Here is a 16,271-nt window from a genome sequence, read left to right as displayed (position 1 = left end):
TGTATCCGCCCCCCAATTTTAATTTCCAATATAACTTTGTCTTAATCTCCAATATTGCATAGAGGATGCATCAAGTTGCTCTAAAGCTTCCTTGGCATTTATTTTACCATCAATAATTTCTTCAACTACACGCAAGAAGGATCTTTTCACTTCTGGTGATAAAATATTATCATAGGGCACAAAGCTTGTTTGGCTTTCCTCCATCACTTCAATCATTTCGGTGAATATAGGCCCTGTCTTCTCCGAATCGAACTTGATCCATCTCGACGGTATCCTTAATCCCTCATATACAATTCTTTCCTGAACTTCCTCCGTATAGAATGCTTGCATTAATCCAAGCGCAGCTTCTTTCTTGGCATCTGTTAAGTTTGAGGATAGTCCGACTCCAATCGTATATCCCCCAGCCATGGATTGCTTCCCTTCTGCATATATAGATGGAAATGGAATAACACTTACCTTGTTCTGAAAATCCAGTGGGGCATCTTCATTCTGAAACAACGTAATATCCCAGTTTCCATTCAAATACATGGCCGCCTTACCGTGGGTAAAAAGATTGACTGCCTCTTCCGTAGATAGTTTATTAGGTGAAGGACCAAATGCTTCCTCAGCGGCCCATGACTCCAACTGCTCAAAGGCTCGCAAATAACCTTCATTCTGAAATCCGATACCCTCTTCACCTTGAGCGATCCTATTAATTAGATCCGAGTCAGAGAACCGATCCATGAGATAATGAGCATATATTGCAGCAGGCCAGCGTTCCGTGTTCCCGAGTGCAAAAGGAATGTACCCATGCTGTTTCAATACTAGAATTGCTTGATTAAATTGTGAAAGCGTTCGTGGCATTTGAAGCCCAAGCTCCTCGAATATCTCTGCATTCACATATAACGGCTCTGCATTTCCCTCAATGGGTAAACCGTAGACATGCCCATCCGACATCCATAAACTAAGATCTTTAAACTGATTCTTCAGATTATGATCCATCACGAAATCCGTTAAATCCATCAAGCGATTAGCTCGGATATACGGTTCGATTTCAGCCCCCCCAAACAACACAAACATATCGGGTGGCGTACCTATTACCATTTCCCTCTTTAATTTCTGTTCCCTATGAATAGTCTGATCCATTCCATCAAAGTTGACCTTTACATTCGGATGTGACTCTTGATAATCATGCACGATCTCTTCAAAGAGGGCAAGGATTGGCCGATCATGCTCCTTAAGCCAGAAATGGCGAAATGTCAGTGTAACTTTCTCCGCTGAGTCTGCTACAATTGGATCTTCCGCTTCTTTAACAGTAATGAACATAACCGTCACGACTAATAAAATGATATAAAGTATTATCCAGCCCCAATTCATAAATCTCCTCATATTGATCAATCCTCCTCTCCTTATATATCAGGCAAGTATCTTCGGTATTCGAATTCTAATCGTCGAACCGTAGCCCGGAGAAGAGCAAATCAGAATTCCATAAGAGCTACCGAATCGAATAACCAAACGTTCATGAACATTTTTAAGCCCCACACCATTATCATGATATTTCTTCTTACCTGATGTATTCGTATCCCATAAATCCAACAATGTATCTTGATCGAAGCCCGGTCCATTATCAATCACATCAATAAGTACATCTTTTTCCGTCTCATGAGCACGGATTATGATATACCCCTTATCTTCCATAGGCTCAATCGCATGGTACAATGCATTTTCAACAATCGGCTGTACAATCAATTTCTGGGTCATCACATATTTCATAGAATTAGGGTAGTCAATTTCATACTCAAATTTATCCTCAAAACGGAATTTTTGAATATTTAAGTAATGGCGGACATGCTCAAATTCCATATGAATTGGAATCAATTCTTGATTGTCGTTAATGCTAATCCTTAGCAGCTTACCTAAGGATATAACCATCTTACTTATGTCCTTATTACCTTGCAAGACTGCCATAGAATTAATAGATTCCAATGAATTATATATAAAATGCGGATTAATCTGAGATACTAATGCCTTCAGTTCAGCTTCCTTTTTCCTACCTTGTTCCATTTCTACTTGTAAAATCAATTCATTGATCTGTGTACTCATTCTATTAAATCCATCTATCAGTAAATCCGTTTCATCATCTTGCTTCGTATGCGAATGAATCGGTATGAATATCCCTTGTTGTACCCGTTTCATTCCATTTACCGCACTTATAATACTCCGAACTAGCTTACTTATGAAGAATTGATCAAACCAAAAGGCCGATAACAATGAAAATAGACCTAATATGATCGCAATATTACGAATCGAATCTGACTCTGCTCGGATCAGTTTCATTGGGGTAATAGCTACCAAATACCACTCCTCTTTATAGGATGGCAAAAAAGTGATCAGAGACTTCTCATTCCTAAAGTTATCTATGTAATAGCCTTTCTCTTTCGCATATCCACTAGCCAAAAAGGGAAGCTCCACCTGCTCTCCAACATGATGACCTGATTTGTCAAAGACGATATTCCCTTGCTTATTCACAAGCAAAATATCCCCGCTTTTCAGCGTGGCTGTTTCCCAAAAAACTTGATCTAGTATATCTGGTTTAACATAAATAACGAGCGATCCTATATTCTCCAACGAATAACTGTCTTTAATCACTCGTGCCTGAATAAGAACGGAGTGTCCTTGTTCAGACTTGCCATTCTCACCCGGCCCAACCCAAATAGGCCTTCCATCTGCTTCTAACATAGGTTCATACCAGACTTTATTTTTCATGGTCTCGAAAGACATCGGTTCATTATACTGATAGATTAAACTGTCATTGGTATAAAGACTAAATGAGGAAATCATAGGATGGTCGATCAGAATATTATTAATTTCCTGTTTACGATCATAGGCCAAGATCATGTCAGATTGCTTCAGCGATTGCTGAATTGGAAGTTGTGTAATAGCTGCATTAGAGATGGCTGTAATTTCACTTAAGGCGAACTTCAGCTTGCGATCTGTCTCTAGCAAAGATACCCAATAGAAATGACTTGATTTCTTCTCCATAGCACTCGAGAAATTATAATACGATATCGCACCCATTACAATAACTGGAATGAACACAAGAAGAATAATAGCTAGTAAAATTTTACGACGAAGTTTCATTCTTTCACTTCCTCCTGCTGTCTCTTACGTCTATTATTCTTCATTGTGCTTCTAAATCCCTGTAACAGAAAGGAAAATAAATATTTAACTCTTGATTGCACCTGATGTTAGCCCTGCAATGAAATATCTGCTAAAGAAAAGGAAAACAATTAATAGAGGTATTGTTGCCGTAAAAGTTGCTGACATAATCATGCCATAATCCAGACCATCACGGTTCGAGAATAACTGTTGCAATGCAATCTGTATCGTATAATTCTCTTTATTCTTCAGAACAACTAGTGGCCAGAAGAAGTCATTCCATACGTTCATGAAATTAAGTATAGCAAGTGTTGCCATTGCCGGTGTGATCACTGGAATCGCAATATTCCAAAAAATCCGAAAATGTCCGCCACCATCGATACGACCCGCTTCAATTAACTCGGAGTGCACGGCAGTAGAAATATACTGTCTCATCCAGAATATCCCGAATGCGTTAACCATAGCAGGCACAATGAGCGCTTTATAGCTATCAATCCAATGTAGCTTCGCCATAATAATATATGTCGGAAGAACACTCAATTGAGTGGGAACGAACAAAGTACCAATAACACAAAAGAACAGAACCTTTTTGAAAGGAAATTCGTATTTCGCGAAGGCATATCCTGCAAGTGTACAAAAGAATACGACAGAAATCGTAACCATGGAAGAGACGAACAACGAATTGCCCAGCGCCCTAAAGAAGTCCGACTTCTCTAATACACGTTCAAAGTTATGAAAGAATTGATCTCCAACCGTTAACAAAGGTGGAATGTGGAACACCGCTCCACGATCATTCGTAGCAATAACGAACATCCAATAGAATGGAAAGATAGACACTAAAGCCCCAACAATAAGCATTAGATAGTATAGTGTTTTACTAAAAACACCTGAATTGCTTCGTTTCGATGCTACTGTATTTACAGAACTCATGCTGAATCCCCTCCTGTATTACCACCTAACCGGCTGGATATCACCATATTCAGAACGGAGAAAACAATGGTGATTAAGAACAACATAACTGCCGTAGCAGCGGCGGTACCAAAGAATCCATTACGGAATGCTTCACTGTACAGATATGTAACCATCGTGACACCTTCCTCACGAGTAGAACCCGTTCCTGATTGTCCAAGGAATACATACGGTTCAGTAAATAACTGAAGCGCTCCAATGGTTGATAATAAAGTTACGAACACAATAAATGGCTTCAATAGAGGTAACGTTATAAATAATAACTTTTGACTTTTATTGGCTCCATCGATCTCAGCCGCCTCATACAAGTCTGTCGGAATACTCTGTAGACCTGATAAGAAGATGATGGCATTGTATCCTGTCCAGCGCCACATCACCATCGTGGATATTGCAATCTTAACGCCCCACCATCCGGAGTTAAATGCTACATTCTCAATTCCCAAACCATTGAGAAGCCAATTGATCATCCCATTGTTACCGAACATCGTACTGAATACGAGCGCTACAGCAACGATCGATGTAATATTCGGCATGAAATATAGAATACGGAATGACTTCTTAAATTTAGTTAGGGACGAATTTAGGATAACTGCCACAAAAAGAGCAATGATTAACTGCGGAACTGTCCCCATAACCCCCATAATTAACGTATTGCTAAATGAAATCCAGAAGGTTGGATCACTGATGATCAGATCATAATTCTTGATCCCAACATACTTCATAGGACCTAATGCGTCCCACTTAAAGAACGATAAGTAGATGGTGAATAGAATTGGATACAGACCAAATATAGAAAATAAAATGAAAAAAGGCGAGATAAACATATAGGCCATAAAACGGCTCCGTCGTTGTTCTGTTAAAAATGGCTTCTTCATATTGACCGATGGTTGAACTATAATGGGTTCTGCCATGATGCACCTCCATGGAATGATATACAAATCCAAATTCGCAAGAAGTGTCCCTTCCTGCGAATTTGGATGGTTTGTTATACTGATTGTAGTAAGAAGTTTCTAGCTACGTTCTGCCAATGTCTTCGCTTTCTTAACGGCTGCATCCCACTCTTTAGCTGGATCAGCTTTCTTCTCTAACACGTTCTTAAGTGCATCCTTGAAGAATGTATCAGTTTGGTCATGTAATGGACCGTAATAAACGGGCTTAACGCGTTCTGCTGCTTTACCATATTCAACTGCTGTTGCTTGACCTCCGAAGAATTCATCTTGGAATCCTGTAAAGGTTGCATCTGTGTAAAGTGCAGGAATAGAAGGCATCAATCCACTTGCTTTGAACGATTCAAGTTGGCTTTCTTGACTATCCAACCAAGCTATGAAGTCATACGCTTCTTGTGGATGCTTACCTTCCTTAGGCAATGTTAAGAATGATCCACCCCAGTTACCAGCACCTTCTGGTAATTGAGCGATTTTCCATTTTCCTGTTGAAGTTGGAGCATTACTCTTAATGTTCCCCGCCATCCATGCAGGACCCAATATAACCCCAAATCCACCATCCGTCATTGCTTGACCCCATTCAGGAGACCATAGCAAAGTGTTACCGACCCATCCTTCTTGAATCCCCTTCACTGTAAAGTCAAAAGCTTTCTTGACTTGTGGATTGGTATCTCCGATAAAGGATCCATCTTCTGCATTAAAGTAAATTTGATCTGCTGATTGATCACGAACTGCGTTGTATACGAGATCCGTCAAGTCAGCAAATGGCTTTCCTGTTTTTTCTTTGAAGTCTTTGGCAACGGTTGCAAATTTATCCCAAGTATCAATGCTTGCTCCGAATCCTTCAGGATCAACGGGTAAACCCGCTGCCTCAGCAAGATCTGTACGATAGTATACAACGGTAGGTCCAATATCCGTAGGTAGACCAATTTGGAAGCTTCCATCAACAGATGATGCTTGTTTCCATTTCCAGTCTAAATAGTTACTTGCAATATCTTTAGCACCTAAATCATTTAGATTATAGAATTTATCTTGAGCGTTAATGAAACGCTCCATGAAACCAATCTCTAGCATGAAGATATCAGGAGCACCTGAATCTGCAGATAATGATGTTGTCAGATTGTTGTGATGCGCAGTTTGATCTGACGTATTCTGGAACTTGATTGTAACGTTTGGATTTTCCTTCGTATATTCCTTACCAAGTTCCTCATAGTTTGTCGTTCCCAATGACCAGAAGGAAAGCTCAACTTTTTCAGCTGGTTTTGTTGGTTCATCAGGTGTTTTGGTTTCCGCCGGTTCAGTAGTAGGCGTGCTGTTCTTAGCGTTATTATTCGTCGTGTTATTTCCTCCACACGCTGTTAAAGAAGCTACCAACAAGATGACTAACATTAATACCGTCCAATGTTTAACTCTTTTCATTTTCTTAACCCCTCTCAAGAATGTTTCTGTTTACAGTCTTTATTCTACAAGAGTTATTCCCATATTTTGAGGTGGTAATATTGCGATTTTAGGGTGAAAATATTACGAATCCATTTTACTTCTACTCTATTACTGACTCCGTTATACATAATGGATATTAAAAAAACGCCTTGCGGCGCCCTTAGTTGAGGAGTTTATGTGGTGGGTGGGAAGGGAGCTTATGCTTACGGTGCTAGCGATACTTCGTATCACTTTCAGTTATGGGCTACATCCACTCTTAAAGTCTTGTTCTTTGAATTGTTTTCAGTTGATGGAACACGACTTTAAAGGCGGACCGTGAACTTTTCGTTCCATACCCATTCCCTTCTTTTGTTCTACTTTCGAGGGTATTACTACTATCACAATTCCCTGCGTCTACCTGCAGTAACCTTTTTGTAGAGTGAAAGGCTGGCTCTACCCGCGAGGTCTCCATAGAAACTTCCACAACACAAAAAAGGACCCTGCATATGCAGGGCCCCCTAATCCATATTACTTCACAATTTACTTACCACTCCATAGATCTACGCGATCTTTTACGAGTTGAGTATATTCTTTCTCCATCTCTACTGCGCCAGCTTTATCAAGCTCTGCTAACATAGCATCATACACAGCATCGAACTTCTCAGGAGTACTTAGAACTGCTTCCGGAATACGTTTACGGATAATATCTTGTGTTTTCTGGAATTTAACAGCGTAACTTGAACCTTCTTCTACAGTGATATTAAATGCAGCACCGTAAGCCTTAACAGGGAAATCCTCTGCTGTAGGGAAAAGATCCTTCCAAGTTGTTGCATTGTACGCTTTCAAACTTTCCTTCTCAGCCTCAGTGTAGTTAGCTACAATTTGTTCTGGGAAGTTCGTCGTATAATAGTTATCTGTTGGGTCTAGTACACCGTCACCGTAGTGTGCAGACATGTTGCCATATAATCCGATACCTGATGTCTTAGTAAAATTAGTAGTATCATTATTCTTCTGATCTAAGACATCCGCAGGAATGACACGTTTACCATCTACAACATTATAATGCTTGCCTTCAACACCCCAATTAATCAGTACTTGTCCTTCGTCAGAAGCTAGGTAATCTAGGAATTTAATGGCGCGAACAGGATCCTTCGTTGCCGTTGTAATTCCCACGCCCCAACCCGACAAGAACCCTGTATCTACAAAGGTATGATCCTTATACTCTTCAGAAAGAGTTACAGGGAAATGCGCATACGTTCTTTCAGGTTTACCAGCTGATTTTAGAGCGTTCTCAGCATCGGCATATCCCCATTCTTGGTCAATCAGACCGAGAACACGACCACTGGAAATCTTGGATTTGTATTGGTCACTCTTCTGTATAAATGTATCCTTATCCAGTAGACCTATATTATACATGTGGTTCAACCAACGGAAATACTCTCTTTCTTCCGGACGTTTATAGTGAAGTTGAGCTTCAAACGTTTCGGGATCAATGAAATATTCACCATCATCAGGAGCACCCGTAGCATAGAAAGCTGGGTTCGTTACCGTGATCATGATTCTCCAATCATCCGCATCCAAAGTTAAAGGAATCGTAGGTTGACCGTCAATCGTAGGATGCTTGTCATAATAAGCTTGTAACACATCTTCGAAATCTTGAAGTGTCTTCACTTCTGGATAACCTAATTCCTTCAGCACTTCATGCTGAATTTCAAATCCACCCGTTGCATCAAAGCTAGTCTGATTCACAGCCGCGTTCGTCGGAATAACATAGATCCCTCTGTCCTCATTACTGTATGGGAGACGATCCATATATTCACCATATACCTTTTTGATATTCGGGGCATGTTCTTCAATCAGATCTGTCAGATCAAGCATGCCGCCAGCATCCACCAACTTAGCTACATCGCTTTTTGCATAGATCAAATCAGGATAATCACCACTTGCTGCCATTAGAGCGATCTTGTCTTGACCTCCACCAGAAATAGCATATTCTGCATTCAGCGTTACACCCGTTTTCTCCGTAATCACTTTCCCAACATCATCTTGCATCTTGTTCCAACTAGGGCTTGCATCTGCACCAAAGAAAGAGAAAGTGATTGGTGATGTTGTATCTCCCGTATCCACTGGTGTTGCATTATTTGAGTTACTACCACATCCTGCTACCACTAAAGAAGACACTATTAGCGCTAGGAACGCCGCCTTTTTCTTATTACCAGTTGCCATTTGTAAAACCTCCTATTCAAATCTCTAATCTATCTCTATATATTTTTTTATCTGACGGATTGACCAGTATTGCCATACTTTCCTCGGTAACCCGCCATATTTAAGGACTACTTCTAGGTAAATCCTACGATTTCACTGCTCCTAGTGTCATACCACCTACAAAGTATTTCTGTAGGAAAGGATACACAACTAAGATTGGAACTGTAACGACGATGGTAATCGCCATTTTGATTGATTCCGGGGAAATCTGAGCCATCTTTTGTGCCATATCGTTAGCATTCACTGCTGAACCACCTGATTGAGTACTTTGTAGTACCTTCATCAATTCATACTGTAATGTCGTCCAGGTGGCATTGCTTCCGTTATATAGGTACGTATCGAACCATGAGTTCCATTGTCCCACAGCAATAAACAATGCAATCGTAGCAAGAACTGGTTTACACAGCGGAAGAATAATTTTCCAATAAATCGTGAAGTCATTTGCTCCATCGAGCTTAGCTGATTCTTGCAATGCGTATGGTAGACCATCAATGAAAGATCTCACGATGAATACGTTGAACGCACTTACTAATCCAGGTAATACATAAACCCAGAACGTTCCGATCAAGTTCAAATCGCGCATCAAAATATAGACAGGAATCAATCCACCTGAGAAATACATCGTTAATGCAAGGAATGTTGATATAAACTTTCTACCACTGAAATCAACGCGGCTAAGTGTATATGCAATCATCGAGGCACTCAGTAATCCTAAGAATGTACCGACTAATGTACGAAGAATGGATACCTGTAACCCTTGAAGCAAAGTATCATAACCAAAAATCGTTTTATAGTTGTCTAACGTGAATTGACGTGGCCAAATCGTTATTCCACCACGTACAGTATCAATAGAATCATTCAATGAAATTGCTAGTACGTTCATGAATGGGTATAAAGTAACAATTAGAACAAGTACCATAAAAATAATATTACATACATCGAATATTTTCTCGGACTTGGTTGCATTAAACGCTTTATTTGGCATATCTACCCCCTCCTCCTACATTATGCTTTCTTTAGTGATTTTTTTGAAAAGACCATTAGCTGTAAAGAGTAAGATAACACTCACAACAGAGTTGAATATCCCAATGGCCGTACCGTATGAGAACCTACCCATATTGAGACCATAGTTCAGTGCATACAGATCAAGCACTTCATGATAGTCCGTAGTTAGGCTATTCCCAAGAAGGAATTGTTTCTCAAAGCCAATACTAATCAAGTGACCAATAGACATAATGAGTAGGACCGATATGGTTGTACGAATTCCAGGCAACGTAATATGCCACATTTGTTTGAATCGACTTGCACCATCTACACGTGACGCCTCATAAAGTTCTAAGTCAATCCCGGTAATGGCTGCTAGGTAAATAATCGTATTCCAACCGGTTTCTTTCCATATATCTGAAATGGTAACAATGTACCAAAATAGATTCCCTTTTGCCATGAACTGTATAGGTTCATCAATAATATGAAGAAGCATTAACAGTTGGTTTACAGCACCACCATCTGTGGATAATACTTTCGTAATAATACCTGCTACAACCACCCATGATACAAAGTGAGGTAAGTATGAAACAGTCTGAACAAACTTTTTAAACATTACAGCACGAAGTTCATTAAGCAAAAGTGCAAATATAATGGGAACTACAAATCCAAATACTAATCCCATTAAGCTCATCGCTAATGTATTCCTCATCACTAGATAGAACCGCTCATCAGAGAATAACTCAACGAAATGCTTAAAACCTACCCATTTCTGTTCAGTGAAAGAGCGCGCTGGCTTATAGTCTTGAAAAGCCATCGTCCATCCCCATATAGGCAGATAACTAAATACAAACACCCAAATTACAAATGGTAAAGACATTAAGTATAAATACTTTTGTTTTACAAGCGAATTCCATAGCCCTTTTTTCTTTCTTGGAGCTTGCGAAGCTCCATTGTTACTGTCGGGAGATTTATCGCTGGTTGTTAGCGTTTCCATCTTAAGGACCCCTCCTCTATTTGATATATTCTATTTTACTTGATACCACATAAGCATCATACCCAATCATTTTTATATAAAGTCATATAATAATTAGCTATCAGTCAAGAATCCCTCTTGAAAATCATGAAAAATGACCCGTTTTTATGTAAACGGATCATTTAATATTACATTTCTCGACATAATTCATCATTTTATATACGAGTTCAAAAAATCAGCTTTTCAGCACCGAGAAGATTGGATGAAGATAGGGAGTGAGGAGCGGAGCGTAGGCAGTACCTACGTGAGCACCGGAAGGACCGGCTGAATTCAACATTCGATGTCGAATTAACCTCCTGCTATACTTCGTGATCAAAAGATGACTTTTTGAACTTCCTCTATGCGTTAATCTTTTTCCATAATTCGATACGAGGACGGAGAGACCCCTACATATCTTTTAAACTTACTGTGGAAATAATCCACATTTGCATAACCTACACGGGAAGCCACTTGATGAACCATTAAACCTTCTAAAAGTAAATCTTTCGCTTGTTCAATACGGATCTTATCCAGAAATGTATTAAACTGTTCGCCCGTATAGTTTTTAAATAGTTTCCCTAGATATGCGCTATTATAATTAAACACTTCTGCTAAAAGTTCTAGTTTCAAATTCTCATTATAGTTTCTTTGAATGAAATCAATCATTTGTTTCAACACAGTATCCTTGCTGATGCCACCTAATCCTTCGATTAAACTACTCAGATGATCGATCGTCAGCTGTCTTAAATCCTTCAGAGTGACTTGCTGGTACACCTCTGTAATAAATGATGAGTATTGTTGTAATATAGGATTCAACTCAGTTTTACTATTAAAAAGCTTATTTATCGCACTGGCGAAGATCTGGGCGTATAAGGATTTTATCGACTGTTCCGAGCGACTAATACTCACAATTCGTTGTTCTATCTCTTCCATTACTCTCCATAAGGCATCTTTACTTCGAATATCCAAGGCATAATAAAGCTTATCAGATAATTCAATCTCATCACTTTGGCTTACATCAGGCTTGTTACCGAAATGACTAATCATGCTCTGAAGATCGTCCTTCATCATGACACGTTTGTGTTCAAAAAGGAATCGATGTTGAAGTAACTCCGTTGCACAACTATATGATATTCCTATCTCTCCTATTTCCTTGACTATTGGACCAGAAGCGACGTAGGCAAGCCGATTCCACTCCTCCGTCATCTTAGAAAGTTCTGCGTACAAACTAATAGCTTGTTCCTCTCTATCGATAACATCATTTAATAATATACCTAGGTTTGAACCCGCCGAAAAGACAATTCCCTGTTCAGTTTCATCAAAATATTCAATTAATCTTCCCTTGAGGGCATTTATATATATAGATTCATCTATAGCCTGTCCATGTACTTCGATCAAAATGATCTGATAACTATTCCAGGACAGTCCTAAATTCACAACACTCTCTATATTTCCATGCTCATTGTCGTGGAACAGGAACTCTTCCACGAGATGAGCTCGAAAGTAGTGATCCTCCTCGGAATTCCGTAGTTTCAGCTCCATCTGCTCGGATAATGAGGTGTGAATTCGCTGCAATTCTACAATCATCTCATCTTCATCCACTGGTTTCAGTAAATAACCATCAACGCTGTAACTAATAGCTCTCTTCGCATAATCAAAATCAGCATAACCACTTAGAATTAAGAATCGCCCTTCACTATGCTCTAGACGGACTTGTTCTATTACGTCAAGTCCTGTCATTCCTGGCATTCGGATATCAATGATGGTTAGATCGGGGCGAAGTTGATTGTACTTCGACAAAGCTTCCCGTCCATTAGAGGCAGTATCTATCACCTTAAATCCATACTTTTCCCACTCTATAATCGTCTTTAGTCCCTCACGAATAGAAGGCTCATCATCTACAATCAATACATTAAACAAGGTTGTTCCCTCCCATAGGTAATTTGAAATGTATTGTCGTACCCTTTTCCAGCTGGCTAGTGATGTTTAAACCGTACTTGTCCCCATAATATAGTGTAAGCCTTTGATGAATATTTCGAAGTCCGATTCGAGCGCCTTCCATCTCATCTACTTCTAAAGAAGCTATTATACTCTGGAGATGATCAGGTGAGATTCCACTACCATTATCTGTGACTTCGATATTCAATTCATTATTCATTACCCAACTTTTCACAACGAGTATCCCATCAACCTCTTTACTTTCAAGCCCATGAATTATTCCGTTCTCAACGAGGGGTTGTATAATAAGTGGCAAAATACTTACATTCATAGAGTCCGGTTCCATCATTAGTTCGAAATTCAAGCGGTCTTCATACCTGAACTTTTGAATTTCTAGGTAAGACCGGACCATCTCTATTTCTTCTTTCAGTGTAGTTCTTCCACTACCGACTTCTAAGTTTTTACGCATGAGCTTACCTAATAAGCGAACAATATAAGAGATTTCCTTTTCCCCTTTAATATGTGCCTTCATTCGAATAGATTCTAGTGCATTAAATAAGAAATGGGGATTAATTTGACTAGCCATCATCTTAAGTTTAATTTCTTTTTGAGCAATTTCTAATTTATTGTTCTTCTCATTCGTTTCATAGACTTTGTTCATTAAATCATTAATGCTATTAACCATATAATTAAATTGCCGTGATAACTGCGCAATCTCATCATTACCATCTATATTGGAGCTTACGGTGAAATCCCCCCTCGCTACTCTGTTAAGCTGCCTACTTAGATGAAGTAGTCTACTGGATATAAGCTGTGACACTACATATACAAGCCCAAGCGCAAGTGCTAGTACTAGTAGAATCAGTAGCAAGCCAACCCAACCAATCTTTTGTGAAGCTTGGGTAATACTCTCATTAGTAAATACAGAGACGATATTAAGTCCATTCCGACTTGATTGCGGTGTCAGCTTACTTATAACAACATGGGAAGGAACTCCATTGACATCAGTCTCAAATATATTCTTTGTATTCTGGTTCAGGGCAAAGTCCAGATCAAGCTCTGTGAGCGTCATCCCTACTAATTCAGGGTCCTTCGCAGCCACTATACTACCACTGTCATCTGCTATCATCGTCTCAAAGGGTTCGTTACTAAGCGTTGAATCTAATAAATCCTGATTCAGCGAGATCACAAGAACACCCTGTGTTGGGTACTCACTAAATCTAATACGTCGAACCAAGCTCAATCTTTTTACCGACGATGCATTGATGTTCTCCACGTAAAACCAACCAATTCCATTACTATCACTAACGGTCTCATACCATTGTGTTTGACGTATGTCTTGATTAATCCGGGTGAAATCAGTATTGTCACTCATCGTTTGATTCGTATGATAGAATCGGATCCCGGTAATCTCTGAATACAACCCTTTTACTTCATCGAATTCCTTGTAACCTTGATAAGCATGGAATAATTCCAAGTTACTGTTATAATCAGTATTCACAATCAACTGTAAATCTCTATCTAAGTAAAGCTTATTAGATATATCAATCGGCACTTTCAGCATATTTGCCAACTGATTACGTACCTTATCTACATTATTGGACATTTGAGCAATCGCACTATCTATCGCTATTTGACGGAAGTATCCGATGACAATAGCCCCAATAATAATTACTGGAATCATCACGACGATAATATAGGAATAGAGTAGCTTATTCTTGATCTGAATATTGTTGGTTTTCCGGAGGAAAAAGCTCCACATTGTGTTTACCTCATCTCCATTCATATCCATCATAGCATAGCTTGGATCCAATTAAGCTTTCCAGCCCTCACGCGAAAAATACCCTGCCATCAAATTGCAATTTGATGGAGGGTACCGTTACTAGTCGATACAGTAGCAGACCTGATCCTACTTAATTGAATCCAAATATTCTGTAATCTGTGCAGGGGTCTTGGCGAATTTACTATGCAAATGTGCGATCTTCTCCCCGTTGCGATACACTAATAAGCTCGGAATTCCTCGTACATCATTCTCTTCAGAAATATTGGATAATTGTTCAACATCCAACGCGTAGAAACGTTTGTCGGGATTATTATCAATAATTCCATCCATAAACTTATCCAATGTTTTGCAATCCGGGCACCACGTCGCATCATATTTAATGACAGTCCACTCATCGCTTTGTGTCAGTTGACGGTACTGTTCTTCTGTTTGAATTCTTTCCATCTTGTTATTCCTCCTAGTGAACATGTTCTTCTCTTTATTTTAACGTTTATTTATTCTTTTGCAAACTATCTAAAGATTATGAGTAAGTGACTATCGTGGGTGGGATGGAACACGACTTTAAAGGCTAACCGTAAACTCTTCGCTCCATATCCATTCCCTTCTTTTGTTCTATTCCGGGGCTTCTGCTACTTCTAGATTTATTGCTGATAGTTATCTTGCACTCCGTAATCACTACTATCACCGGTAAAACTCATCCTACGGTCCCTTCCCCCCATCAACAAAAAGGCGCAGTCAAGCCAAAACTCGGCTATGACTACGCTCTTTATTTAAGGAATTATAGTGTCTTCAGGACTTCCGTTAATACCGGTACGATTTGCGATTTGCGCGATACGACACCTTTTAGCAATGCTATATTGTTAACTAACTTAACATTGTACGCTTGCTCAACTGCATTCGTTACTGTTCCAAGTGCCAAGGCAACGGAATCGTTGTTAAGAATATCAGTTACTACGAATACGAATAGATCCAGTCCCTTATCAGCTACAACAGCAGACAAAGCAGCTTCCACTTCAGCCTGACGACTCAATACATCATTCGTATCCACCGCGTTCACTTGAGCAATCTCCACTTTGTAATCGCCCATTTGGAATTCCTTAGCGTCAAGAGTGATCAATTCTTTGATCGTCTTATCGCTAAGATCGGCACCAGCCTTTAACATATCTAGCCCGTAAGTTTCCAAGTTAACGCCAGCGATTGCAGCCAATTCCTTAGCAGCAGCTACGTCTTCATCCGTACATGTTGGTGATTTCAAGAGTAGGGAGTCAGAAATAATAGCAGATAACATTAAGCCTGCAATTTCCTTCCGAATAGCAATTCCCTTTTCCTTATACATTTTATTCAAAATAGTTGCTGTACATCCAACTGGCTCAGCACGGTAATATAAAGGATGACTTGTCTCAAAGTTAGCAATTCGATGGTGGTCAATAACCTCAACAACACGAACCTTATCGATATCACTCGCACTTTGCTGACGTTCGTTATGATCTACTAATATAACTTCTTCTACTTCGTTAGATACCGTCTCAACAAGACGTGGTGCATCTATCTTGAAATAGTCTAGTGCATACTGTGTTTCCCCACTTACATTACCTAATCTTACTGCCTCAGCATCTACACCTACAGCCTTCTTCAGTTCAGCATAAGCAATAGCAGAGCAAATTGTATCTGTGTCTGGATTCTTATGTCCAAATATGAGTACCTTCGTCATAATGATTATTCTCTCCTTCTCGTGGTCAATGGAAAATACGCAAGAATGATTGTCCTATTTATAGATTATAACGTCAAATTCGACTTATTCCAATCCCCTTACAGA

At 39.5% G+C, this 16,271-nt stretch carries 12 protein-coding genes; all 12 read right to left on the bottom strand.

Features of this window, described 5'->3' with window-relative positions:
* Positions 1-18 precede the first annotated feature (18 nt).
* Positions 19-1,368 (bottom strand): ABC transporter substrate-binding protein, encoded by a 1,350-nt coding sequence (locus AC1TO8_RS19305; protein WP_482057253.1) that lies wholly within the window; start codon positions 1,366-1,368, stop codon positions 19-21.
* A gap of 27 nt (positions 1,369-1,395) precedes the next feature.
* Positions 1,396-3,120, bottom strand: coding sequence for a cache domain-containing sensor histidine kinase (locus AC1TO8_RS19300; protein WP_482057252.1), 1,725 nt, complete (start codon positions 3,118-3,120; stop codon positions 1,396-1,398).
* A gap of 84 nt (positions 3,121-3,204) precedes the next feature.
* On the bottom strand, positions 3,205-4,068 hold the full coding sequence (locus AC1TO8_RS19295; RefSeq protein ID WP_482057251.1) for a carbohydrate ABC transporter permease: 864 nt from the start codon (positions 4,066-4,068) through the stop codon (positions 3,205-3,207).
* The gene (locus AC1TO8_RS19290) at positions 4,065-5,018 is read right to left on the bottom strand and encodes a carbohydrate ABC transporter permease (protein WP_482057250.1); all 954 of its coding nucleotides are present in this window, start codon (positions 5,016-5,018) and stop codon (positions 4,065-4,067) included. The genes AC1TO8_RS19295 and AC1TO8_RS19290 overlap by 4 nt, the downstream gene beginning before the upstream one ends.
* A 99-nt stretch (positions 5,019-5,117) precedes the next feature.
* Positions 5,118-6,470 (bottom strand): ABC transporter substrate-binding protein, encoded by a 1,353-nt coding sequence (locus tag AC1TO8_RS19285; RefSeq protein ID WP_482057249.1) that lies wholly within the window; start codon positions 6,468-6,470, stop codon positions 5,118-5,120.
* A 540-nt stretch (positions 6,471-7,010) separates the two neighbouring features.
* Entirely contained in the window at positions 7,011-8,696 is a 1,686-nt protein-coding gene (locus AC1TO8_RS19280; protein ID WP_482057248.1) for an ABC transporter substrate-binding protein, read from the bottom strand.
* Positions 8,697-8,820: 124 nt separating this feature from the next.
* Positions 8,821-9,720, bottom strand: coding sequence for a carbohydrate ABC transporter permease (locus tag AC1TO8_RS19275; protein WP_482057247.1), 900 nt, complete (start codon positions 9,718-9,720; stop codon positions 8,821-8,823).
* A 15-nt stretch (positions 9,721-9,735) separates the two neighbouring features.
* The gene (locus tag AC1TO8_RS19270; RefSeq protein WP_482057246.1) at positions 9,736-10,716 is read right to left on the bottom strand and encodes an ABC transporter permease; all 981 of its coding nucleotides are present in this window, start codon (positions 10,714-10,716) and stop codon (positions 9,736-9,738) included.
* A gap of 384 nt (positions 10,717-11,100) precedes the next feature.
* A complete protein-coding gene (locus tag AC1TO8_RS19265) occupies positions 11,101-12,654 on the bottom strand; it encodes a response regulator transcription factor (protein ID WP_482057245.1) in 1,554 nt (517 codons plus the stop codon).
* Positions 12,647-14,467, bottom strand: a complete 1,821-nt coding sequence (locus AC1TO8_RS19260) for a sensor histidine kinase (protein WP_482057244.1) — start codon at positions 14,465-14,467, stop codon at positions 12,647-12,649. The genes AC1TO8_RS19265 and AC1TO8_RS19260 overlap by 8 nt, the downstream gene beginning before the upstream one ends.
* A 114-nt stretch (positions 14,468-14,581) precedes the next feature.
* Positions 14,582-14,899 carry a thioredoxin family protein gene (locus AC1TO8_RS19255; protein ID WP_482057243.1) on the bottom strand — a complete coding sequence of 106 codons (318 nt, stop codon included), beginning with the start codon at positions 14,897-14,899 and terminating at the stop codon, positions 14,582-14,584.
* Between the two features lie 334 nt (positions 14,900-15,233).
* A complete protein-coding gene (locus AC1TO8_RS19250) occupies positions 15,234-16,166 on the bottom strand; it encodes a manganese-dependent inorganic pyrophosphatase (protein ID WP_482057242.1) in 933 nt (310 codons plus the stop codon).
* Between the last annotated feature and the right edge of the window lie 105 nt (positions 16,167-16,271).

The organism is Paenibacillus sp. Y859 (assembly GCF_056786405.1).
Note: the sequence above shows the minus strand (reverse complement) of the source record. Positions and strands in the feature narration are given on the sequence as shown.

What these genes read in the sequence shown, in the direction of transcription:
- AC1TO8_RS19305 (WP_482057253.1), bottom strand. Translation starts at nt 1,368, where the DNA reads ATGAGGAGATTTATGAATTGGGGCTGGATAATACTTTATATCATTTTA.
- AC1TO8_RS19295 (WP_482057251.1), bottom strand. Translation starts at nt 4,068, where the DNA reads ATGAGTTCTGTAAATACAGTAGCATCGAAACGAAGCAATTCAGGTGTT.
- AC1TO8_RS19275 (WP_482057247.1), bottom strand. Translation starts at nt 9,720, where the DNA reads ATGCCAAATAAAGCGTTTAATGCAACCAAGTCCGAGAAAATATTCGAT.
- AC1TO8_RS19290 (WP_482057250.1), bottom strand. Translation starts at nt 5,018, where the DNA reads ATGGCAGAACCCATTATAGTTCAACCATCGGTCAATATGAAGAAGCCA.
- AC1TO8_RS19285 (WP_482057249.1), bottom strand. Translation starts at nt 6,470, where the DNA reads ATGAAAAGAGTTAAACATTGGACGGTATTAATGTTAGTCATCTTGTTG.
- AC1TO8_RS19280 (WP_482057248.1), bottom strand. Translation starts at nt 8,696, where the DNA reads ATGGCAACTGGTAATAAGAAAAAGGCGGCGTTCCTAGCGCTAATAGTG.
- AC1TO8_RS19250 (WP_482057242.1), bottom strand. Translation starts at nt 16,166, where the DNA reads ATGACGAAGGTACTCATATTTGGACATAAGAATCCAGACACAGATACA.
- AC1TO8_RS19260 (WP_482057244.1), bottom strand. Translation starts at nt 14,467, where the DNA reads ATGATGGATATGAATGGAGATGAGGTAAACACAATGTGGAGCTTTTTC.
- AC1TO8_RS19270 (WP_482057246.1), bottom strand. Translation starts at nt 10,716, where the DNA reads ATGGAAACGCTAACAACCAGCGATAAATCTCCCGACAGTAACAATGGA.
- AC1TO8_RS19255 (WP_482057243.1), bottom strand. Translation starts at nt 14,899, where the DNA reads ATGGAAAGAATTCAAACAGAAGAACAGTACCGTCAACTGACACAAAGC.
- AC1TO8_RS19300 (WP_482057252.1), bottom strand. Translation starts at nt 3,120, where the DNA reads ATGAAACTTCGTCGTAAAATTTTACTAGCTATTATTCTTCTTGTGTTC.